Source organism: Nocardioides donggukensis, assembly GCF_014842875.1.
Taxonomy (GTDB): Bacteria; Actinomycetota; Actinomycetes; order Propionibacteriales; family Nocardioidaceae; genus Nocardioides; species Nocardioides donggukensis.
Map to the genome: position 1 here is coordinate 33700 of NZ_JACYXZ010000003.1, position 20921 is coordinate 54620.

General features: G+C 73.3%; 19 protein-coding genes and 1 tRNA gene. 4 read left to right on the top strand and 16 right to left on the bottom strand.

Annotated elements, in window-relative coordinates; genetic code table 11:
• Positions 1 to 22: 22 nt before the first annotated feature.
• The 4 genes from IE331_RS10415 to leuS all read right to left on the bottom strand — a co-directional run bounded on the left by IE331_RS10415 (position 23) and on the right by leuS (position 6744).
• The gene (locus IE331_RS10415; RefSeq protein WP_192143306.1) at positions 23 to 2383 is read right to left on the bottom strand and encodes a ComEC/Rec2 family competence protein; all 2361 of its coding nucleotides are present in this window, start codon (positions 2381 to 2383) and stop codon (positions 23 to 25) included.
• Entirely contained in the window at positions 2380 to 3264 is an 885-nt protein-coding gene (locus IE331_RS10420; protein WP_192143308.1) for a ComEA family DNA-binding protein, read from the bottom strand. The genes IE331_RS10415 and IE331_RS10420 overlap by 4 nt, the downstream gene beginning before the upstream one ends.
• Positions 3265 to 3334: 70 nt before the next feature.
• Positions 3335 to 4213 carry a DegV family protein gene (locus IE331_RS10425; protein ID WP_201931586.1) on the bottom strand — a complete coding sequence of 293 codons (879 nt, stop codon included), beginning with the start codon at positions 4211 to 4213 and terminating at the stop codon, positions 3335 to 3337.
• A gap of 8 nt (positions 4214 to 4221) precedes the next feature.
• The gene (leuS, locus tag IE331_RS10430) at positions 4222 to 6744 is read right to left on the bottom strand and encodes a leucine--tRNA ligase (protein WP_192143310.1); all 2523 of its coding nucleotides are present in this window, start codon (positions 6742 to 6744) and stop codon (positions 4222 to 4224) included.
• A gap of 198 nt (positions 6745 to 6942) precedes the next feature.
• Here leuS and IE331_RS10435 point away from each other — a divergent pair, with 198 nt between their 5' ends.
• The 3 genes from IE331_RS10435 to IE331_RS10445 are packed head-to-tail and all read left to right on the top strand — an operon-like array spanning position 6943 to position 9856.
• The gene (locus IE331_RS10435) at positions 6943 to 7704 is read left to right on the top strand and encodes an SDR family NAD(P)-dependent oxidoreductase (RefSeq protein WP_192143312.1); all 762 of its coding nucleotides are present in this window, start codon (positions 6943 to 6945) and stop codon (positions 7702 to 7704) included.
• Positions 7705 to 7709: 5 nt separating this feature from the next.
• Entirely contained in the window at positions 7710 to 9212 is a 1503-nt protein-coding gene (locus IE331_RS10440; protein ID WP_318646812.1) for a flavin-containing monooxygenase, read from the top strand.
• Positions 9209 to 9856, top strand: coding sequence for an acetoacetate decarboxylase family protein (locus IE331_RS10445; protein ID WP_225579997.1), 648 nt, complete (start codon positions 9209 to 9211; stop codon positions 9854 to 9856). The genes IE331_RS10440 and IE331_RS10445 overlap by 4 nt, the downstream gene beginning before the upstream one ends.
• A gap of 12 nt (positions 9857 to 9868) precedes the next feature.
• Here the strand turns inward: IE331_RS10445 and IE331_RS10450 are convergent, their stop codons facing one another.
• The 8 genes from IE331_RS10450 to IE331_RS10485 form a co-directional block, all read right to left on the bottom strand.
• On the bottom strand, positions 9869 to 10327 hold the full coding sequence (locus IE331_RS10450; protein ID WP_192143316.1) for a universal stress protein: 459 nt from the start codon (positions 10325 to 10327) through the stop codon (positions 9869 to 9871).
• A 102-nt stretch (positions 10328 to 10429) separates the two neighbouring features.
• Positions 10430 to 10502: transfer RNA gene (locus IE331_RS10455), tRNA-Ala, on the bottom strand.
• Positions 10503 to 11060: 558 nt separating this feature from the next.
• On the bottom strand, positions 11061 to 12608 hold the full coding sequence (locus IE331_RS10460) for an HNH endonuclease signature motif containing protein (RefSeq protein ID WP_192143318.1): 1548 nt from the start codon (positions 12606 to 12608) through the stop codon (positions 11061 to 11063).
• Positions 12609 to 13133: 525 nt separating this feature from the next.
• Positions 13134 to 13490 carry a ribosome silencing factor gene (rsfS, locus tag IE331_RS10465; protein ID WP_192143319.1) on the bottom strand — a complete coding sequence of 119 codons (357 nt, stop codon included), beginning with the start codon at positions 13488 to 13490 and terminating at the stop codon, positions 13134 to 13136.
• Entirely contained in the window at positions 13487 to 14113 is a 627-nt protein-coding gene (gene nadD / locus IE331_RS10470; protein ID WP_192143320.1) for a nicotinate-nucleotide adenylyltransferase, read from the bottom strand. The genes rsfS and nadD overlap by 4 nt, the downstream gene beginning before the upstream one ends.
• Positions 14114 to 14115: 2 nt before the next feature.
• Entirely contained in the window at positions 14116 to 14268 is a 153-nt protein-coding gene (locus IE331_RS10475; RefSeq protein ID WP_192143321.1) for a hypothetical protein, read from the bottom strand.
• Positions 14269 to 14290: 22 nt separating this feature from the next.
• The gene (locus tag IE331_RS10480) at positions 14291 to 14749 is read right to left on the bottom strand and encodes a YqaA family protein (protein ID WP_192143322.1); all 459 of its coding nucleotides are present in this window, start codon (positions 14747 to 14749) and stop codon (positions 14291 to 14293) included.
• A 71-nt stretch (positions 14750 to 14820) separates the two neighbouring features.
• Positions 14821 to 16071 (bottom strand): glutamate-5-semialdehyde dehydrogenase, encoded by a 1251-nt coding sequence (locus tag IE331_RS10485; RefSeq protein ID WP_192143323.1) that lies wholly within the window; start codon positions 16069 to 16071, stop codon positions 14821 to 14823.
• Between the two features lie 153 nt (positions 16072 to 16224).
• Here IE331_RS10485 and IE331_RS16985 point away from each other — a divergent pair, with 153 nt between their 5' ends.
• Positions 16225 to 17676, top strand: coding sequence for a lysyl oxidase family protein (locus IE331_RS16985; RefSeq protein WP_201931588.1), 1452 nt, complete (start codon positions 16225 to 16227; stop codon positions 17674 to 17676).
• 71 nt (positions 17677 to 17747) lie between these two features.
• On the opposite strand, the gene IE331_RS10495 is transcribed toward IE331_RS16985, so the two are convergent.
• From IE331_RS10495 to IE331_RS10510, 4 genes are all read right to left on the bottom strand, one after another.
• Positions 17748 to 18701 (bottom strand): electron transfer flavoprotein subunit alpha/FixB family protein, encoded by a 954-nt coding sequence (locus IE331_RS10495; protein WP_192143326.1) that lies wholly within the window; start codon positions 18699 to 18701, stop codon positions 17748 to 17750.
• A gap of 13 nt (positions 18702 to 18714) precedes the next feature.
• The gene (locus IE331_RS10500) at positions 18715 to 19488 is read right to left on the bottom strand and encodes an electron transfer flavoprotein subunit beta/FixA family protein (RefSeq protein WP_449866963.1); all 774 of its coding nucleotides are present in this window, start codon (positions 19486 to 19488) and stop codon (positions 18715 to 18717) included.
• 123 nt (positions 19489 to 19611) lie between these two features.
• Positions 19612 to 19983 carry a hypothetical protein gene (locus tag IE331_RS10505; RefSeq protein WP_201931590.1) on the bottom strand — a complete coding sequence of 124 codons (372 nt, stop codon included), beginning with the start codon at positions 19981 to 19983 and terminating at the stop codon, positions 19612 to 19614.
• 73 nt (positions 19984 to 20056) lie between these two features.
• Positions 20057 to 20836: an enoyl-CoA hydratase/isomerase family protein gene (locus IE331_RS10510; RefSeq protein WP_192143330.1), complete on the bottom strand. Its 780-nt coding sequence runs from the start codon at positions 20834 to 20836 to the stop codon at positions 20057 to 20059.
• Positions 20837 to 20921: the final 85 nt, after the last annotated feature.

Below are 20921 nucleotides of genomic sequence, written 5' to 3' on the forward strand. Positions count from 1 at the left end.
GTCCCCCAGCCGACCGGCCGCGTCAGCGGCTCGTCCGCACCGTCAGCGCGCCCTCCTCGAGCAGCACCGCGACGTCGCCGTCGGCATCGGTACGTCGGACCTCGGCGCCCCCTGCGGCCAGCGGCTCGAGGGTCTCCGCGGCCGGGTGCCCGTAGTCGTTGTCCGCCCCCACGGAGGCCACCACCACGCGGGCGCCCAAGGAGGCCAGGAAGTCGTGGTCCTGGTGCCGGCTGCCGTGGTGCGGCACCTTCAGGACGTCGACCTCGAGGCCGGGCAGGCTCCTGGCCAGCAGGCGCTGCGCCTCGGGCTCGACGTCGCCCGTGAGCAGGATCCGGACGCCGGACACCTCCGCCAACAGCACGAGTGAGGCGTTGTTGGCGGCACTCCCGTCCTCGGCCGCCGAGCCGGCCGCCGAGCCGCCCGGCAGCGGGCCGACCACCTGCAGCCGGACGGCGCCGACGGTGCGGGACTCGGCGTACCCGGGGACCCGGGTGCGGGCGCCCGCAGCCCGCCCCACCTCGGCGGCTCCCTGGGCCGGCTCGCGCAGCCCGGTCACGGCGACCTCCCCGACACCTCGCCCCTCGAGCACGCCGGACAGTCCGGCCACGTGGTCGGCGTGGAAGTGGGTGAGGACGACGAGCGGCACCTCCTCGACGCCGAGCCGGCTCAGGCACCTGTCCACGAGCAGCGGGTCCGGCCCGGCGTCGACCACGACTGCGGAGCCCGGCCCGGCGTTGAGCACGAGGGCGTCACCCTGGCCGACGTCACAGGCCACGAGCAGCCACCCGGGTGGCGGCCACCCCGGGGTCGGGACCGGCACCAGCACCGCGACGGCCAGGGCGGCACCGCAGGCCAGGCCGCTGGCGCGGCGGGCCAGCAGCGGTCCCAGCGTCACGGTCAGTGCCCCGCAGATCGCGGTCAGCAGCACGAGGTCGGACCACCGGGTGCCCCACTCGATCGCCGGCAGCGGCAGCCCGGCGGCGTGCTCGGCCACCGCGACGATGCCTGCCGCGGACCAGGTGGCGACCCGGCCCAGCGCGGACCCGGCCGGCGGCAGCACCAGCCCGACCACGCCGCCGAGCAGCCCGAGCACGGTGGCCGGCGCCACCAAGGGTGCCGCGAGCAGGTTCGCGCCCACCGCGACCAGGCTCACCTGTCCCGAGATGCCCGCGATGACCGGGGTGACCGCGAGCTGGGCGGCGGCCGGCACGGCCACCGCCTCGGCCGCGGGCCGGGGCAGCCAGCTCGTCATGGCCCGCACCCATCCGGGTGCGAGCAGCAGGATCCCGGCGGTGGCAAGCACCGACAGCGCGAACCCGACCCTCGTCGCCAACCACGGGTCCCACAGCAGCAGCCCGAGGACCGCGACGCCGAGCGCCCGGACGCCGCGGTCGCGGCTGTTCGCGCCGATCCCGATCAGCGCGACCGTGCCCATGGCCGCCGCCCGGACCACGCTCGGCTCGGTGCGCGCGAGGAGGATGAAGCCGGCGATCCCCAGCGCCCCGAGCACGTGCAGCCACCGGCCGCGCACCCCGCACCACCGTCCGAGCACCAGCAGGAACCCCACCACCAGCGTCAGGTTGGTGCCGGAGACCGCGAGCAGGTGGGTCAGGCCGGCGGTCCGGAACTGCTCGTGCAACCGGGCCGGGAGATCCTGGTCGTCCCCGTCGACCAGCGCCGGCACCAGGGCGCGGGCCGGGTACCGGGCATCGGCCACGGCGGCCCGGATGGCAGCCCGCAGCGCGGCGGACCCTCGCCAGGCCAACGACGGCTCCGCCACCACCCGAGGCGCACCCCGGGCCACCGCCACCGCGGCCAGGTCACCGCCGTCCGCCGGCCCGAGCCGGACCGGCGCCAGCACCGTGCTGCCGAGCCGTACGTCGGCCCACGCCCGGTCGCCGATCACCAGCACGGGGGTGTGCACCGACCAGACGCCGGTCCCGCCCGGACCGCTCCTCGCGACCGTCGCGACCGTGTGCACCGTGCCGCGCACCAGGTACCGCTCCGCCCGGCTGTCGCGGAGCCGCCGGGGATCGGTGGTGACGGTGAGCCGGACCTGACCGGCGGCGCGGGAGCCGGCCAGCTCGGCCACGACCCCCGCCGCGACGCCGGCGTCCCGAAGCACCGCCGAGCCGCCCACGGAGAGGGCGGCGAGCAGGGCGCCGGCGACGAGCCGGCGGATGCCGACCCGCCGCCGGGCCGGCCCGAGGACCACCGCGAGGGCCACCAGCGGCGCCCCGAGCAGCAGCGGCGGGGCGGTGAGACCGGCGATCCCTCCGAGCCAGGCCGCCGTCCCCAGCGCGACCATCCGCAGGTCCCGGGGTCGTGCCGGGTCCGGCTGGTCACGGATCAGGGCGGTCGCAGCGAGGGCGGCCGGGGTCATCCGATCGTGACAAGGGGCGCCAGGTCGGCGAGCGTGGCCTCCCCGATCCCGTCGACGTCGAGCAGCTGGTCGACGCTGCGGAAGCCGCCGTTGGCCGTGCGCCAGTCCAGGATCGCCGCGGCCGTGACCGGCCCCACGCCGGGCAGCTCGTCCAGCTCCTCCGGACCGGCGGTGTTGATGTTGATCAGGGCCGCCGGCGTGGCGGGGCCCGCCGGGGAGCCCGGGGCTCCGGCCGCCGACGCGGCCGGGCCGGGGAGCGGGCGGATGCCCACGAGGATCTGCTCGCCGTCGACGAGCGGCCGGGCCAGGTTGAGCGCCGCGAGGTCGACCCCACGCCGGGCCCCGCCCGCTGCCTCCAGCGCGTCCACCACGCGCGACCCAGGCTCGAGGACGACGATGCCCGGGCGGCGTACCTTGCCCGCGACGTCCACGACCACGTCCACCGCGACGTCCGACCCCGCGGCCGGCCCTGCCGCCGACGCTGCCTGGTCCGCGGACGGCACCGCCGGTCCGGAAGCCGTGGCCCCGGGGCTCAGCGGTGTCACCAGCGCCGAGGCGCGCGGGTCGGCGGGGGCCAGCGCGGTGCTCCCACCCTCGCGGACCACCCACCAGGCGGTCAGCGCCAACCCGATCGCGACCACCACGGCGACCGCGGCCAGCTGGCCGGGGCCCAGGGCGGTCCGCGCGGACCAGAGCCGGCCAGCCACCGACCGGCGGGCCGCGTGCCGCCCCGGCACGGGCACGGGGACCGGGCGGGGAGCCTCGGGCGGCGGGTGGTCCCCCGGATCCGGGCCGGCACCGGCCCTCCGGACGTGGTCGAGCTCGGTGGTCAGCAGCTCCAGGCGTCGGGCGACGGTGTCCTGGTGGGCACGCGAGGGCATGCCGGGACGCTAGGCGCCTCCCGATACAGCTCGCCAGGCCGACGGCCGGACCTGTGGATGGAGGCGGCGATCAGTCGAGCGCCGGTGCCACGCAGACCGCGACCATGCCCGGTCCGACGTGGGCACCGAGGGCCGCGCCGAGCTCGGCGAGCCGGATCGGAGCGGCCAGCTCGAGCCGCTCGGTGAGCCGGCCGGCCAGCGCCTGGGCCCGGTCGGCACCGGCCAGGTGTGCCACGGTCGCCTCCACCGGACGACCCCCGGCGGCCTCGACGGCGTGCTCCTCCAGGCGGGCGAGCGCCTTGCCGGCGGTGCGGACCTTCTCGAAGGGCTGCACCGAGCCGTCCTCGATGCGCAGCAGCGGCTTGACCGACAGGGCGCCCCCCAGCAGTGCCGCCGCGGCGCCGACCCGACCGCCCCGGCGGAGGTACTCCAGGGTGTCGACGTAGAACAGCGAGGTCGACCGGTCGGCGCGGCGACGGGCCGCCCCGAGGGCCTCCTCGGGGGTCCCGCCGCGCTCGAGGACGGCCACGGCCGCCAGCGCGGCGTACCCGGTGGCCGGCCCGACCTGGCGGGTGTCGAGCGTCAGCACCGGCAGCGGCGCGTCCCGGGCCGCCTGCTCCGCCGACTCCGCGGTGCCGCTCATCCGGGCCGACAGGTGCACCGACACCACCGCGGTGGCACCCTCCGCGGCGGCGCGGGCGTAGACCTCCCCGAACACCGCCGGGCCCGGGCGCGACGTGGACACCGGCGTGTAGTCGCGCAGTGCCTCGGCGACCATGGCCGGCGTGGCCTCGGTGCCCTCGTCGTACGACGTGGCGCCGATGACCACCTGCAGCGGGACCACGACGATCCCGGCGGCCTCGGCCACCTCCGTCGACAGCGACGCCGAGGAGTCGGTGACCACGACGACATGGGGCACCCGGGGCACCGGGGACGCGACGGGGGGCACGGCCGACGTCACGCCCCGACGACCACGTTGACCAGCTTGGGGGCGCGGACGATCACCTTCCGCACGCTCCTGCCCGCCAGCGCCCGCTGCACCGCCTCGTCGGCCATCGCGGCGGCCTCCAGGTCGGCCTCGGAGACGTCCGGGGAGACCTCCAGCCGCGCCTTGACCTTGCCCTGCACCTGGACCACGGCCGTGACCGACTCCTGCACCAGCAGCCGCTCGTCGACGCTCGGCCAGCCGGCTCGGGCCACGGACGGCGCGTGACCGAGGCGCTCCCACATCTCCTCGGCGACGTAGGGCGCCACCAGCGACAGCAGGATGGTGACCGCCTCGGCCGCCTCGCGGACCGCGGGGTCGGCCGGGCCGCAGCCGGCGTCGATCGCCTTGCGGGTGGCGTTGACCAGCTCCATGACCCGGGCCACCACCACGTTGAACCGCTGGCCCTCCAGCAGCTCCGCGGCCTCGTGCACGGTGCGGTGGGTGATCCGGCGCAGCGCGACGTCGCCCTCGGCCGGGTCGACGCCCGCCGGGCTGGTCACGTCACCGGACAGCCGCCAGGCCCGCTGCAGGAACTTCAGCGAGCCGGCCGGGGACAGGTCGGCCCAGTCGATGTTGTCCTCGGGCGGGCCGGCGAACACCAGGGTCAGCCGGACCGCGTCGACCCCGAACTCCGCAAGTTGCTCCCCCAGACTGACGCCGTTGCCCAGCGACTTGCTCATCTTCTTGCCGCGGTTGATGACCACGCCCTGGTTCAGCAGCGCGGAGAACGGCTCGACGAAGTCGACCATCCCCATGTCGTGCAGCACCTTCGTGAAGAAGCGCGAGTACAGCAGGTGCAGGACGGCGTGCTCCACGCCGCCGACGTACTGGTCGACCGGGCCCCAGCGGCGGACGGCCTCGACGTCGAACGGGCCGTCGGTGTAGTCCGGCGAGCAGTAGCGCAGGAAGTACCACGAGGAGTCCACGAATGTGTCCATCGTGTCGGAGTCCCGCTTCGCCGGCACCCCGCACTGCGGGCAGTCGACGTTCACCCACTCCTCGGCCGCGGCCAGCGGGGAGACGCCCTTCGGCTTCAGGTCGGCGCCCTTCAGCTCCGGCAGCACGACCGGCAGCTGGTCCTCGGGCACGGCGACCTCGCCACACCGTTCACAGTGGATGATCGGGATCGGGCAGCCCCAGAAGCGCTGACGCGACAGCAGCCAGTCGCGGAGCCGGAAGTTCACCGCGCCCTGGCCGCGGCCCTCGGCCTCCAGCCGGGCGGTGATCCGCGCGATGCCCGCCGCCTTGTCGCTCAGGCCGTCCAGCCCGTCCGCGCCCCCCGAGTTGACGTAGGTGCCGTCGCCGGCGGTGGCGACCCCGGTCTCCTCGGGGTTCTCCTCGCCGGTGTCGACGACCCGGCGGACCGGCAGGTCGAACTTCCTGGCGAAGTCCAGGTCCCGCTGGTCGTGCGCGGGCACGGCCATGATCGCCCCGGTGCCGTAGTCGGCCAGCACGTAGTCGGCCGCCCAGACCGGGACCCGCTCGCCGGTCACGGGGTTGGTCGCCGTCACGCCCAGGTCGACCCCGGTCTTGGCGCGGTCGGTGGCCAGTCGGTCGATGTCCGAGGCCCGGCGGATCTCCTCCAGGTAGGCGGCGTGCTGCTCGCGCCGGTCCGGTGCCACGATCTCGGCAGCCAGCGGGGCGTCCGGGGCGACCACCATGAAGGTGGCGCCGTACAGCGTGTCCGGACGCGTGGTGTAGACGCCGACCGTCCTGGTGGTCCCGTCGGCCAGGTGCAGGTCGAAGTCGACGTGGGCGCCCTCCGACCGGCCGATCCAGTTGCGCTGCAGGGTCAGCACCCGCTCCGGCCAGCTGCCGTGCAGCGGCTCCATGTCGTCCAGCAGGCGCTGCGCGTAGTCGGTGACCTTGAAGTACCACTGGGTCAGCTCACGCTTGGTCACCACCGTGCCGCACCGGTCGCAGGCGCCGTCGACGACCTGCTCGTTGGCCAGGACGGTCTGGTCCTTGGGGCACCAGTTGACCGGCGAGTTCTTCCGGTAGGCCAGCCCACGCTCGCGGAACTTCAGGAACAGCCACTGCGTCCACCGGTAGTACTCCGGGTCGGAGGTGTGCAGGCGCCGGGTCCAGTCGAAGCTCAGCCCGTACTTCTGGAAGGAGTCGAACTGGGTCTCGATGTTGGCGTAGGTGTAGGTCGCCGGGTGCTCGTCGTTGCGGATCGCGGCGTTCTCGGCGGGCAGGCCGAACGAGTCCCAGCCCATGGGGTTCAGCACCTCGTAGCCCTGCTGCCACCAGTAGCGCGCGATCACGTCGTGCAGCGCGGTCACCTCGGCGTGGCCCATGTGCAGGTCGCCCGAGGGGTAGGGGAACATCGTCAGCGCGTAGCGCTTCTCCCGCGGCGAGTCGTCGTCGGCGGTGAAGGGGTCGAGATCGACCCAGGCCTTCTGCCACTTCTCCTGCACGCCCTCGACGTCGTACGTCGCGTGCTCGCGGTCGGCTGTCCGGTCGTGGTCGCCGGTGCGGTCCTGGCTCATCGTCCTGCTCTCCTCGTGGTCCCTGCCCGTGACATGAAAAAACCCCTCGCACAGAGGGGTGGCCGCGGTGAACTCCCGGTGACGGGTAGCTCAGCGCGGCTGGCCAAGAAGCAGGAACTGCGTGCCCATGCGTCTCATGGTAGCGCCGCCGGACGATCACCGCGACGCTGGCGGCGGGTGCCCGGCTAGAGTCCCGGCATGACTCTCCTCGACATGTTCCGGCTCGACGGCAAGGTCGCGATCGTGACCGGTGCCTCCAGCGGCCTCGGGGTCGCCTTCGCCCAGGCGCTCGCCCAGGCCGGCGCCGACGTGGTGCTCGGGGCCCGCCGGGTCGAGCGGCTCGCGGAGACCGCGGACCTGGTGCGCGAGGAGGGCCGGCAGGTCCTCACCCTGGCCACCGACGTCGCGGATCCCAAGCAGTGCCAGGCCCTGGTCGACGCCGCGATGGCCGAGTTCGGCCGGGTCGACATCCTCGTCAACAACGCCGGCGTCGGCACCGCGGTGCCGGCCACCCACGAGACCGTCGAGCAGTTCAGCTCGGTGGTCGACGTCAACCTCAAGGGCTGCTACTGGATGGCCCAGGCCTGCGGACGGATCATGCAGCCGGGTTCCTCGATCATCAACATCAGCTCGGTCCTGGGGATCACCACCGGCGGCCTGCCGCAGGCGGCGTACTCGGCGACGAAGGCCGGCCTCAACGGGCTCACCCGCGACCTGGCCCAGCAGTGGACCGGCCGCAAGGGGATCCGGGTCAACTCGGTCGCGCCCGGGTTCTTCGCCTCGGAGATGACCGACCAGTACCCGCCCGGCTACCTGGAGCAGGCGCAGCAGCGGATCCCGGCCGGACGCACCGGTGACCCGCGGGAGCTGGCGGCGACCGTCGTCTACCTGGCCTCCGACGCCGCCGGCTACGTGACCGGGCAGACCCTGCCCGTCGACGGCGGCATGACGATCGCCTGAGCCCGGTGCGCGACGTGCCTGCCGTCGGTGTGCCCCGCTCCCCCTCGGTCCTGGTCATCGGCGCCGGCTTCGGCGGGCTCGGGGTCGGCATCGAGCTGCTGCGGGCCGGCTTCGGGGACGTCACGATCCTCGAGCAGGCCGACGAGATCGGTGGCGTGTGGCGCGACAACACCTACCCGAACGCCGCGTGCGACGTCCCGTCGTCGCTCTACTCGTGGTCGTTCGCGCCGAACCCGGGGTGGGGGCACCGCTACTCGCGGCAGGACGAGATCCTGGACTACCTGCACCGGACCGCCGCCGAGCAGGGCGTGCTGGACCACGTGCGCACCGGGGTCCGGGTGACCGGAGCGGCCTGGCACGAGGACGAGCACCGCTGGCACGTGCGGACCGCCTCCGGAGAGTCGCTGACCGCGGACGTCCTCGTGCCCGCGCTCGGCCAGCTGTCGCGACCCGTGGTGCCGGACCTGCCCGGGATCGACCGGTTCGCCGGGCCGGCGTTCCACTCGGCGCAGTGGCGCCACGACGTGGACCTGACCGGCGCGCGGGTCGCGGTGGTCGGGACCGGCGCCAGCGCGATCCAGTTCGTGCCCGGGATCGTCGACCGGGTGGCCTCGATGACCGTGTTCCAGCGCTCCGCGCCGTACGTCGTGCCGAAGCCGGACCGCGCCTACACCCGGACCCACCACCGCGCCTTCTCCGGGTTCCCGCCCAGCCAGACCTTCGGCCGCCGGTTGACGTGGGTGTTGTCGGAGCGCCTCAACGCAGCCCTCACCGCCGGCGGCGCCATGAAGCGGCTGCTGGAGCTGGGGTGGCGCGCGCAGCTGCGCCGGCAGGTCCCGGACGCGGCGCTGCGCGGACGGCTGCGACCGGACTACCCGCTGGGCTGCAAGCGTCTGCTGTTCTCCAACGACTGGTACCCCGCCTTGGCGCAGGACCACGTCGAGGTGGTCACCGAGGTGGTCACCGAGGTCGAGCCCGCGGGCGTCCGCGCCACCGACGGGCGGCTCCACGAGGCCGACGTCATCATCTGGGGCACCGGCTTCGCGGCCACCGAGTTCCTGGCGCCCCTCACGATCACCGGCTCCGGCGGGGTGGACCTGCACGAGGTGTGGGCCGACGGTGCGCATGCCCACCTCGGCATGACCGTGCCCGGGTTCCCGAACCTGTTCCTCGTCTACGGGCCGAACACCAACCTGGGCGGCTCGTCGATCATCGGCATGATGGAGGCGCAGGCCGGCTACATCCGCCAGGCGGTGCGGGCCGTGGCGCGCGGCCGCACCCTCGCCGTACGCCGGTCGGTGGCGGCGTCCTTCGACGCGGAGATGCAGGAGCGACTGGCGCACTCGGTGTGGGCGCAGTGCAACAGCTGGTACCGCGCCGACGGCGGCCGGGTGAGCACCAACTGGCCCGGGATGGTGGCGGAGTACGTCGCCCGCACGGCTCGCCTCGAGGCGTCGGACTTCGAGCCGGCCGGGGTGCGGGACGACGACGTCGAGGTGCTCGGATGACACCCGCCCATCCCGCTCGTCCCGCTCATCCCCCGGAGCCGTGGCAGCTCCGCGGCCGGGGGGACGTGACCCTGTGGCGGGTGCCGCTCGACGCGGTGCCGGCACTGCCGGACGGGGTCCGCGCGCTGCGGGTGCGCGGCGAGTCGCTGGTGGTGACCGCCTTCGTCGACTACGCCGAGGGTGGGCTGCTGGCCTACCACGAGCTGCTCGCCGCGGTCGTGGTCCGGCACGGCCGCGGGTTGGCGCTCAGCATCACCGACATCTGGGTCGACAGCCCGGAGTCGCTGGCCGGAGGCCGGGCGCTGTGGGGCATCCCCAAGGACCTGGCGACGTTCGAGATGGCGGAGCCGGGCGTCTCCGAGGCGCGGGTGGACGGCGTCCTGCTCTCGGCCGCGTCGTCCCGGCCGCGCCGCGGCCCGACGGTGCCAGTCCCCCGCGTCCTCCGCGGCCGCGTCGTCCAGACGCTGGCGGGGAGCACCGTCAGCACCCGGATCACCGCCGGCGGCCGGATCTCGCGGGCGACGGCCGAATGGAGCTTTCCCCCGACCGGTCCGTTGGCCTGGCTGGGCACGCGGCAGGCCCTGCTCAGCGTGTCGGCCGAGGACTTCGCGCTCACCTTCGGGCCGAAGCTCTCCGGCTCCTGACAGCTGGGCACCTCAGAGCCGGCCGCGGGCCACCACCACGGGGCAGTCCGCGCGCCGCACGCACTCCTCCGCCACGGACCCCAGAAGCAGGCTGGCGACGCCACCTCGGCCGCGGTTGCCTACGATCAGGACATCCGCGGACTCGGAGGCCGCGAGGAGGACCTGCGCCGGGGGCCCGTGGCAGACGTGGACCTCGACGGCCTCGTCTCCGATCAGCTCGGCGATGCGTGCCTGCTCGGCTGCCAGCGTGCTGCTCTCCAGCTCGGAGAGCGACGGCACGATCCCCGCTGGCACGTCCGGCGGCAGCTCCGCGGTCATCATCGTCCACGCCCGCAGGACGTGCAGTGGCGCGTCGCGCCGGCGCGCCTCGTCCAAGGCGAACCGCACCGCCCGGCCGGCCACGTCGGACCCATCGTCGCCGACGACGACCCCGCCCTCGGGCCGGATCTCCCTGGTCACCTGAAGAAGCATGTGTCCATCCTCGCGCAGTGCGGACTCCCCGAACAGTGACCTTCGGCCCTGCCCCGAAATCCGAGAACGGCGGCCCGTCTCCGGACCGCCGTTCCCCTTCGGTGGAGCTGAGGGGACTCGAACCCCTGACCCTCTGCATGCCATGCAGATGCGCTACCAGCTGCGCCACAGCCCCAACATCATCCGCTCGCGGACAACGTCCGGAATCCTAGCCAACGCCTCCCCGGGAAGTGAAATCGGGGTCGGCGGGGCTCCGCCTCCTGCCCGTCCACGCGGCGCCGGCGTGCCTCCTCGGGAGCCCGAGCGAGCCCGCTGGTTGCCCTTCGAGACGGCGCTGGCGCGCCTCCTCAGGAACCGGAGCGAGCGCCAGCCGTCCCCGGTGGTTGAGGAGCGAGCGCAGCGAGCGTCTCGAAACCACTCCCCAACCACCGACAGGCGGGCCTGGTCTTCGGTGGTTGCCCTTCGAGACGGCGCTGGCGCGCCTCCTCAGGAACCGGAGCGAGCGCCAGCGGCCCCGGTGGTTGCCCTTCGAGACGGCGCTGGCGCGCCTCCTCAGGAACCGGAGCGAGCCCGGTCCCCGGTGGTTGAGGAGCGAGCGCCAGCGAGCGTCTCGAAACCACCCCTCGACGGCACGCTGGTTTCGAGACGGGCCCTGGCGGCCCTCCTCAACCACCGGTGGACATGCCTGTGTCCCCACCCGATCCTGCCCGGGGTGGGGTGTGGGGCGTGGTCCTCAATGCTCGGGCGGGGAACCGGCCGGGCGGGTCGGGTCGGTGATGTCCAGGGTGCCGGTCCGGTCGCGTCGGAACCGCAGCCCGTGCGGGGAGGTCCACTCGAACACCCCCGGCACCGGGGTAGCGCACCTCCAGGCGCCGTGGGTCTTCAGCCGGTGATGCCGCCGACACAACGCGCCCAGGTTGCCCGTCGCGGTCTGCCCCGGAGGGCCGTCGGGGTCGTAGGCGACCACATGGTCGGCATCACAGGACCTCGCCGGGCGGGTGCACCACGGGAACACACACGTCCCATCCCTCAGGCGGATCGCCTCGCCCATCCGGTCCGGCACCTCGTAGGCATCGACCGGGACCAACCCCTGATGGTCCAGCACCGGCTTGACCACCACCTGCGCGTCGGGGTGGGCCAACCAGGTGCGGATCTGGTCGGCGGTCACCGGGGACCGGGACAGCTCACAGCGCCCCACCACCCCGCCATGGCCTCCGGTGTCGGTGCCGCCGCCTGCGATGTCGGTGGTGCCGGCGATCGTGCCACTGTCCGCGCCACGATGGGTGGGGGCACGGGTGCCGCCCTGAGTGCCGGTGATGGCCTCCGCGGCCAGGTGCAGGTAGAGCACCGCCTGCCGCGGCTTCACCCGCCCGCTCTCTGCTCGGCCGGCGGGCTCGTGCGCGCCCGCGGCGGCGTCGGCGACCTGCTCGCCGCCCGCCTCGTCCGTCTCGTCGACGCCGCGGTCGGCCTCAAGGTCGCCGGTGTCGGGGGTGTTGGGGTTGAGGTCCAGGGCGAGCTGTCGGCGGGCCAGGCCACCCAGCGCCGATGCGCGGCGGGCGTCGAGGTCCTCGGTGGACCCGAGCGCCTTGAGCTGTGCCGCACCGTTCGCCACCGCGGTGTCGAGGTCCAACGCGTCGGCCAGGTCCAAGATCCCGTGCACCTGGCTGGTCCCGTCGAAGGACACCTGGCCGTGAGTGATCGACACGTGCCGGCCCGCGACCGCCCGGTCGGCCCGCTCTTGGGCCAGCTGCGGGTCGCACCGGCCGATCGCCTCGGCGACGAGTCGGTCGACCTGGCCGGGGGTGACCTTGTGCGCCACCGGCGTGACCGCCACGTCCACGAACTCGGCCGCGGCCGGGGACAGGACGATGGTGGCGGCCGCGACCCGACGCGCCTTCCACGCGGCCAGGTCCCCGGCCATCACCCGCGACCACAGGTTCGGCAACCGGTGCCGCAACTCGAGGGCCTCCCCGATCAGCGCCTTCCCGGACTCGGTGCCCAACCCCACACTCGCGGCGAACTCGGCCACACAGAACTCCGCCACCGCAGGGGCACCCTCACCAGCCAGGGGGAGGCCGGTGTCGCCGAAGAGTGCCGTGGACACCGTGGCCGCCGGGTGGATGCCCTCCGGGGGGTGCAGGTCCGCCCACGCACAGGCGTCCTGGAGGAGCCGGACCTCGGCCGCGTCCGCGGCCTCCCGGTTCGACCGCGCCGAGGCCAACACCGCACCCGCGGTGCCGGTGCCCGCGGTGCTCGTCGTCTCGGTGGTCCTCGTCCTCATGCCAACCACGCTAGCCGTGCCCACTGACAATCCGCCCGGGGCGAGAACCGGTTGTGCACAAGGCGTTTCGACACGCTCGCCAGGGCTCGCGGCTCAACCGGCGGGGGTGGCCGGCGGCGGGTTTCGACACGCTCGCCGGGGCTCGCGGCTCAACCGGCGGGGGTGGCCGGCGGCGGGTTTCGACACGCTCGCCAGGGCTCGCGGCTCAACCGGCGAGGGGTGGCCGGCGGCGGGTTTCGACACGCTCGCCAGGGCTCGCGGCTCAACCAGCGGAGGTGGCCGGCGGCGGGTTTCGACACGCTCGCCGGGGCTCGCGGCTCAACCGGCGGGGGCCTGACTTCGACACGCTCGCCCGGGCTCGCGGCTCAACCGGCGGAGGTGGCCGGCGGTGGGTTTCGAGACGGTCGCTGCGCGACCTCCTCAACCGGCGGGGGGCGGCCGGCGGTGGGTTTCGAGACGGTCGCTGCGCGACCTCATCAACCACCGAGCGCGACCTCCTCAACGGCGAGGGAAGTGCGGGGAAGGTCAGAGGTCGAGCGTGATCGCGGGGCAGTCCCGCCAGAGGCGCTCGAGGGCGTAGAACTCGCGCTCCTCCTCGTGCTGCACGTGGACGACGACCTCGCCGTAGTCGATGAGCACCCAGCGGCCGTCCCGGTGGCCCTCGCGCCGGATCGGCTTGGCGCCGACCTCGCGGAGCCGGTCCTCGACCTCGTCGACGATCGCCTTCACCTGGCGCTCGTTGGTCGCGGACGCGAGCACGAAGGCGTCGGTGATCGCGAGCTGGTCGGAGACGTCGAAGGCGATGATCTGCTGGGCCAGCTTCTCCGAGGCCGCGTGGGCGGCGGCCCGGACGAGCTCGAGGGCCCGGTCGGTGGCGGTCATGGGGTCTCCTGGGTGGCCGGGTAGAGGTGATGCTTGGCGATGTACTGCACGACGCCGTCGGGCACGAGGTACCACACGGGCTCACCGCGCCGGGTGCGCTCGCGGCAGTCGGTCGAGGAGATCGCCAGGGCCGGGATCTCCACCAGCGTGACCCGCTCGGCGGGGATGTCACCCAGCGCCTCGCTGCCGAGGTCGTAGCCGGGGCGGGTGCAGCCGACGAAGTTGGCGAGCTCGAACAGCTCCTCGGCGTCGCGCCAGGTGAAGATGTTCGCCAGGGCGTCGGCCCCGGTGATGAAGTAGAGGTCCGCGTCGGGCAGCTGCTGCCCGAGGTCCCGCAGCGTGTCGATCGTGTACGTCGGCCCGGTGCGGTCGATGTCGACGCGGCTGACCCGGAACCTCGGGTTGGCCGCGGTGGCGATCACCGTCATGAGGTACCGGTCCTCCGCCGGCGAGACCTCACGCCCGGACTTCTGCCACGGGGCGCCGGTCGGGACGAAGACCACCTCGTCGAGGTCGAACCACGCCTGCACCTCGCTGGCGGCGACCAGGTGCCCGTGGTGGATCGGGTCGAAGGTGCCCCCCATCACCCCCACGCGGCGCCGCGCGCCGCCCGAGTCGGTCATCCTCAGCTGTGCTCGCGCCCGCCGCCGAACATCAGCAGGACGACCAGCAGCGCCAGCAGCACGACGAGCGTGATCGCCCCCACGGCGTAGGGGTGGACGGCCGGCTCGCTGTGGCCCGCCTCGGCGGCCACGATCACAAGGGAGGTCAGCGACATGGCCGCGATCCTACCGGTGCCCTCAGTGGAAGATCGACGCCAGCCCCAGCAGGATCACCCAGGACTGCAGACCACGGCCCAGCACGATCATCGTCATGAACAGCCACAGGTTCATCCGCACCACGCCGGCGGCCACCCCCATCACCAGCAGCGGCGGCACCCCGATCAGGCCGGACAGGAACGTCACTCCCCCGCCGAAGACCGGACGACCCGCGATCCTGGCCTCCCAGCGGGCCAGCTGGGCCTGCCGCTTCGGCTTGGCGAGCCAGCGCTGCATGAACGGCAGCCGCATCGAGGCGATGACGGAGTAGTACCAGGCCAGCTTGCCGATCGCCTGGCCCACGCCCGCCATGATCGCGAGCGGCAGCGCGTCGGCGGGCTGGACCTGGGTGGCGATCGCGGCGAGGTAGATCTCGATGTTGAACACCGGGACCACCGAGGAGAGCACGGAGTAGGCCAGCGTGGCCCACACCAGCTTCACCGGGCCTCCCCCGTCCGGCGTGTCCAGCCCGTCCCGCGCATGCCGGTGAGGCTATCGGGTGCCCGCGGCGGTCAGCGGATGTGGCCGTCCCCGGTGACGACGTACTTCGTGCTGGTCATCTCGACCAGTCCCATCGGCCCTCGGGCGTGCAGCTTCTGGGTGCTGATCCCGATCTCGGCACCGAAGCCGAACTCGCCGCCGTCGGTGAAGCGGGTCGAGGCGTTGACCAGCACCGCGGCCGAGTCCACCCGGGCCGTGAACCGTCGCGCCGCCGACTGGTCCTCGGTGACGATGGCCTCGGTGTGCCCGGTGGACCAGGTGCGGATGTGCCGGACCGCGCCCTCGAGATCGGGTACGACGGCCGCGGCGATGTCCAGCGAGAGGTACTCCTTGGCGTAGTCCTCGTCGCTGGCGGCGACCACGTGGTCGTACTCCGCGAACCGCTCGTCGCCGTGGATGGTGACCCCCGCCTCGTGCAGCGCCTCGATCACGACGGGCAGGAACTCGTCGGCTACGTCCTCGTGCACGAGCAGCGACTCGGCCGCGTTGCAGACGCTGGTGCGGTGGGTCTTCGCGTTGAGGACGATCGCCAGCGCCTTGTCGAGGTCGGCGGCGCGGTCGACGTACACGTGGCAGTTGCCGACGCCGGTCTCGATGACCGGCACCATGGACTCCTCGACCACGCTGCGGATCAGTCCGGCCCCGCCGCGCGGGATGAGCACGTCGACGAGGCCCCTGGCCCGCATCAGCACCTTGGCGCCCTCGTGACCCTCGCCGGGCACCAGTTGGACCGCGTCCGCGGGGAGTCCCTGCTCGGCGATGGCCTCGCGCAGCACCGTCACGATCGCGGTGTTGCTGGTCAGGGCGTTGCCGGACCCCCGGAGCAGCGCCGCGTTGCCGGACTTGAGGCAGAGGCCGGCCGCGTCCGCGGTGACGTTGGGCCGGGCCTCGTAGATGATGCCGACCACGCCGAACGGAACCCGCAGCTGCCGCAGCTCGAGCCCGTTGGCGAGGGTGCCGCCCCGGACCACCTCGCCGACGGGGTCGGCCAGGCCGGCGACCTCCCGCAGCCCGCGGGCCATGCCGGCGACCCGCTCCTCGTCGAGGCGGAGCCGGTCGACGATGTTGGCGGGCGTCCCGGCCTGCTCGGCCCGGCGCACGTCGGCCGCGTTGGCGGCCAGCACCTCGTCCCGGCGGCCCTCCAGGGCGTCGGCCATCGCGTGCAGGGCCGCGTCCTTGGCGGCCCGGCTGACCAGTGCGAGCGAGAAGCTCGCCTCCCGGGCCCGCTCCGCCGTGGCCCGGACCTCCTGCTCGGTGCTCATGGCTCCGAGCCTAGTCGTGACCCCCGATGTCCCCACCGCGGTCCCATGGCCCGGACGGGTGGTGTTGAACCCCGGGGTCCGAACAGGCAACCTCCCCGGCCCGCGCTGCGTCACAGTGGCAGGAGCATCACTCTTCCCGGGAAGGAAACCGTCGTGATCCGCAGAATTCTCGCCCCGGCCGTGGCCCTGTGTGCCACCGCCGCCGTGGCCGTGGTCGGCCCGCTCGGTGCCCAAGCGGCACTCTCCGAGGAGCCTGCGGTCTCGCCGCTGCGGCTCGTCGCGCCCAAGACCGTCTACGGCAGCACCTACCGGGGCCGGGTCTACTTCGACGCCGAGCTCGGGCTCATCGCCCAGGGCGAGCCCTTCGAGCTCTGGTCGAAGCGGCCGGCCTGGACCGAGAAGATCCGGACCGAGTGGCGCACCGAGGCCGGCACGGTGGCCCTGCCCGAGGGCACCATGTCGAACTTCCGGGGTCTCCCGAAGTTCCTGAAGCTGGTGGTGCGCGACGAGAGCGGCGCCACGGTGCGCCGAACGCGCCAGACGGTCTGCCTGAACTCCTGGGCCAGCGAGCGGGTCCGTCCCGACGCGCCGCTCCGGTCGCCGTACCCACGCTTCTGCCCCTACCGCAAGTGGACGCTCGGCTCGGTGCAGGGCATCCAGGAGGGGCACCAGAACCGGCTGGAGCTGGGCGGCTCGTTCCGGCTCGCACGGGGCACCTACGAGGTGACCGCGGTGATCCGCGAGCAGTGGCGTGACCTGTTCGGGATCGCGAAGTCCGACGCACAGAAGGTCTTCACCCTCGAGGCGGGGCGCGGCGGCTTCAGGGAACCCAACCACCGTGAGGCGGCCCGCCGGGGTGCCGGCGAGCAGGGTCCGCAGGACCCGTCCCCCACCCCCGCCGACCGCGAGCCGACCACCGCCAAGGCCGGCGAGCCCGCCGCGGTGAAGCCCGACCTGCGGTCGCTGCCCGCCTTCGGGATCCGGGTCAGCCCCAAGGGCAACCACCTGCGCTTCTCCGCGACCGTCTGGAACGCCGGCGACTCCCCGCTGGTCGTGGACGGCTTCCGCCGCGAGGACGAGGACGTGATGGACGCCTACCAGTACTTCATCGACGCCGACGGCAACCAGACCGGCTACCAGCAGGTCGGGACGATGGAGTGGGACACCAAGGACACCCACTTCCACTGGCACTTCAAGGACTTCGCCCGCTACCGGCTGCTCGACGCCGACATGGTCTCGGTCGTCCGCTCCCGCAAGGAGGCCTTCTGCCTGGCCAACACCGACGCCACCGACTACACGGTGCCCGGTGCCGACTGGCGGCCGGACGGCACGGACCTCGAGACCGCCTGCGGCCGCAAGGACTCGATCTCGATCCGGGAGGTGCTCTCCTCCGGGTCCGGAGACACCTACTCCCAGTTCCGGGCCGGCCAGGCGTTCAAGCTGAAGGGGCTCCCGAACGGGACCTACTACATCGCGGTCGAGGCGAACCCGAAGCACCGGCTGGTCGAGCACAGCACCGACAACAACGTCGAGCTGCGGCAGGTGGAGATCGGCGGCGTCGACGGCGCCCGGACCGTCTCGGTGGAGCGGATCCGGATGCCCTGACCCGAGACGAGCGCCCCGGCCTCCCTGATCTCTCAGGGCGACCGGGGCGCTCGCGTCGGTACGTCGGGGGGTCAGCCCTTGCGCTTGGTGACCTCGTCGGTCAGCGCGGGCAGCACCGAGTGCAGGTCGCCGACGACGCCGAAGTCCACGAGCTCGAAGATCGGGGCCTCCTCGTCCTTGTTGACCGCGACGATCGTCTTCGAGGTCTGCATGCCGGCCCGGTGCTGGATCGCACCGGAGATGCCGTTGGCGACGTAGAGCTGCGGCGAGACCGTCTTGCCGGTCTGCCCGACCTGGAAGGTGTGCGGCTTCCACCCCGAGTCGACCGCGGCCCGGGAGGCGCCGACGGCGGCGCCCAGCGCGTCGGCGAGGTTCTCCACCGGCTCGAAGTCACCACCGGTGCCGCGCCCACCGGAGACCACGATCGCGGCCTCGGTCAGCTCGGGGCGGCCGGTCGCCTTCCGCGGCTGCGAGGCCACGATCTGGGCGGCCTTGGCGGCGTCGGAGATCGTCGGCGCGAACTCCTCCACGGTGCCGGCACCGGCCGCCTCCTCGGGGGCGGCCGAGTTGGGCTTCACGGTGATCACGGGGGTGCCCTTGGTGACCTTGGCCTGCACGGTCCAGGAGCCGGCGAACACGGACTGCGTCGTGACCGGGCCGCTGGCGCCGGCCTCCACGTCCACCGCGTCGGTGATCAGGCCGGACTCGATCTTGATCGCCAGCCGGCCGGCGATCTCCTTGCCCTCGCCGGAGGAGGGGATCAGCACCGCGGCGGCGGAGGTCTTCTCGACCAGCTGCTGGAGGAGCTCGGCCTTGGGGGCCACGAGGTAGCCCTTGATCTCCGCGTCGTCGACGACGTAGATCTTCTCCGCGCCGAACTTCTTCAGCGCCTCGACCGGGGCCTCGCCGGAGCCGACGTACACCGCGGACGGCTCGCCGAGCCGCCGGGCCAGGGTGAGCAGCTCGTTGGTGGTCTTGCGGACGGTGCCGTCGACGTGGTCGACCAGAACCAGGATTTCACTCATGTCAGCGGGCTCCTCAGATGAACTTCTTGGAGGCGAGGAACTCGGCGAGCGCGGTGGCGCCCGAGCCGTCCTCGTCGGTCACGATCTCGCCGGCGGTCCGCGGGGGACGCTCGGTGGTCTCCTCCACGGCGCTCCAGGCCACGGAGAGGCCGACCTTCTCGGCCTCGACCCCGAGGTCGGACAGCGCGTAGGTCTCCAGCGGCTTCTTCTTCGCCGCCATGATCCCCTTGAACGACGGGTAGCGGGCCTCACCGGTCTGGTCGGTCACCGAGAGCACGACCGGCAGCGTGGCGCCGATGACCTCGGTGGCGGCGTCGCCGTCGCGCTTGATCCGGATCTGGTCGCCCTGGAGCTCGATCACCGAGGCGAGCGTGACCTGCGGGAGGCCGAGCCGCTCGGCGATCATGGGCGGCACCACGCTCATGCTGGCGTCGGTGGAGGCCATGCCGCACACGACCAGGTCGACGTCGCCGATCTTCTTGACGGCCTCGGCCAGCACCAGCGACGTGGCGATGGCGTCGGAGCCGGCGATCGCCTCGTCGGAGACGTGGACGCCCTTGTCGACGCCCATCTGCAGCGCCTTGCGGACGGCGTCAACGGCACCCTCGGGGCCGACGCAGAGCGCGGTCACCTCGGTGCCCTCGTCGCCGGACTTCTCCTTGATCTGGAGCGCCTGCTCGACGGCGTACTCGTCGAGCTCGGACAGCAGCCCGTCGACGCCGACCCGGTCGACGGTCGCGTCGTCCTCGAACCTCCGGTCGGCCGTGGCGTCCGGAACGTGCTTCACACAGACAACAATGTTCATGGTGGTGTGGCCTTGCGGCCCCTCCTGAAGACTCGGTTGTGTTGGCGAGGTTACTAGCGCGTCACCAGCCGCGGAATGGGCGTCCGCGGTGGGGTCGCTCACACCTCAGGGACGGATGACGCGGTCCAGGACCCGCCCGACGACCAGCCAGAACACCGCCCCGAGACCCCAGTTGAAGAGCGCGTTCTTCGTCTCGGCGTTCTTGCCGGCGAACTCCTTGATGCCGTTCTCCAGGCTGAAGATGCCCAGGTCGACCCGGTCGGCGGCCTCGCGGACGAACTCCACGAGGCTGTTGCCCTCGTTCGCGTCGAGGGCGTAGGTGAGGGCTCCGGTCGCGAGGAGGACCGCGAAGACCACGGTCACCAGCCACAGCGCCTGACCGATCCGGCTGCGGACGTCGTCGACGCTGATGCTCATGCCGCCGCGTCGGTCGGACCGGCCGCCGTCCTTGTCACTCTTGCTCTTCGCCTCGGCCACAGCCGGTGTCCTCTCAGGTCGTTCCTCCCGGGTCGGACCATATACGTCCGGCCCGGCTGGCTCGCGAGCCGTCTCAGGCGCCCTCGAACCGTGCCTTGCCGGGGCCGCTCTCCATGAACGAGGTCATCCCGGTGCTGCGGTCCCGCGTCGCGAACAGCGCGGCGAACTGCTGCCGCTCGATCTCCAGCCCGGTCTCGAGGTCCACCTCGGACCCGCGGTCGACGGCCTCCTTCGCGGCCCGGAGGGCGTACGTCGCGGCGCCGGCGAACTGCCCGGCCCAGGCGACGGCCTGCTCGTAGACCTCCGCGGCGGGGACCACCCGGTCGACCAGGCCGATCCGCAGCGCCTCGTCGGCCTTGACGAAGCGGCCGGTGAAGATGATGTCCTTGGCGGTGCTGGGCCCGACCAGTCGGGTCAGCCGCTGGGTCCCGCCGGCACCGGGGATGATCCCGAGCAGGATCTCCGGCTGGCCGAGCGTGGCGTCCTCGGCGGCGAACCGCACATCCGCGCACAGCGCCAGCTCGCACCCACCGCCGAGCGCGTAGCCGGTGACGGCGGCGACGACCGGCTTTGGGATCCGGGCCACCGCGGTGAAGGCCGACTGCAGCCCGCCGGAGCGCTGCACCATGTCGGTGTAGGACATCGCCGCCATCTCCTTGATGTCGGCACCGGCGGCGAAGACCCGCTCCCCGCCGTAGACCACGACCGCCTTGACGTCCTCGCGCTCGGTCGCCTCCGCCGCGGCCGCCCGGATCTCCTCCTGCATCTGGCGGTCGAGGGCGTTCATCTTCGGCCGGTCCAGCCGGATCGTGGCCACCCCGTCGGCGACCTCCAGTCGAACGAACTCACCCATGGATCGAGTCTCCCAAGCTGTCGGATCGAGTGCTGGCCGGTCACCGCGCCGGGCGACCGGTCGGACGTGGACGGAGCCTAGTCCA

Bases quoted from the DNA above. Each gene is read 5' to 3' on its own strand.
- leuS (WP_192143310.1), bottom strand. From the start codon at position 6,744: ATGAGCCAGGACCGCACCGGCGACCACGACCGGACAGCCGACCGCGAG.
- IE331_RS10460 (WP_192143318.1), bottom strand. From the start codon at position 12,608: ATGAGGACGAGGACCACCGAGACGACGAGCACCGCGGGCACCGGCACC.
- IE331_RS10435 (WP_192143312.1), top strand. From the start codon at position 6,943: ATGACTCTCCTCGACATGTTCCGGCTCGACGGCAAGGTCGCGATCGTG.
- IE331_RS10495 (WP_192143326.1), bottom strand. From the start codon at position 18,701: ATGAGTGAAATCCTGGTTCTGGTCGACCACGTCGACGGCACCGTCCGC.
- IE331_RS10450 (WP_192143316.1), bottom strand. From the start codon at position 10,327: ATGCTTCTTCAGGTGACCAGGGAGATCCGGCCCGAGGGCGGGGTCGTC.
- IE331_RS10510 (WP_192143330.1), bottom strand. From the start codon at position 20,836: ATGGGTGAGTTCGTTCGACTGGAGGTCGCCGACGGGGTGGCCACGATC.
- IE331_RS10415 (WP_192143306.1), bottom strand. From the start codon at position 2,383: ATGACCCCGGCCGCCCTCGCTGCGACCGCCCTGATCCGTGACCAGCCG.
- IE331_RS10420 (WP_192143308.1), bottom strand. From the start codon at position 3,264: ATGCCCTCGCGTGCCCACCAGGACACCGTCGCCCGACGCCTGGAGCTG.
- IE331_RS10475 (WP_192143321.1), bottom strand. From the start codon at position 14,268: ATGTCGCTGACCTCCCTTGTGATCGTGGCCGCCGAGGCGGGCCACAGC.
- IE331_RS10485 (WP_192143323.1), bottom strand. From the start codon at position 16,071: ATGAGCACCGAGCAGGAGGTCCGGGCCACGGCGGAGCGGGCCCGGGAG.
- nadD (WP_192143320.1), bottom strand. From the start codon at position 14,113: ATGACCGACTCGGGCGGCGCGCGGCGCCGCGTGGGGGTGATGGGGGGC.
- rsfS (WP_192143319.1), bottom strand. From the start codon at position 13,490: ATGACCGCCACCGACCGGGCCCTCGAGCTCGTCCGGGCCGCCGCCCAC.
- IE331_RS10445 (WP_225579997.1), top strand. From the start codon at position 9,209: ATGACACCCGCCCATCCCGCTCGTCCCGCTCATCCCCCGGAGCCGTGG.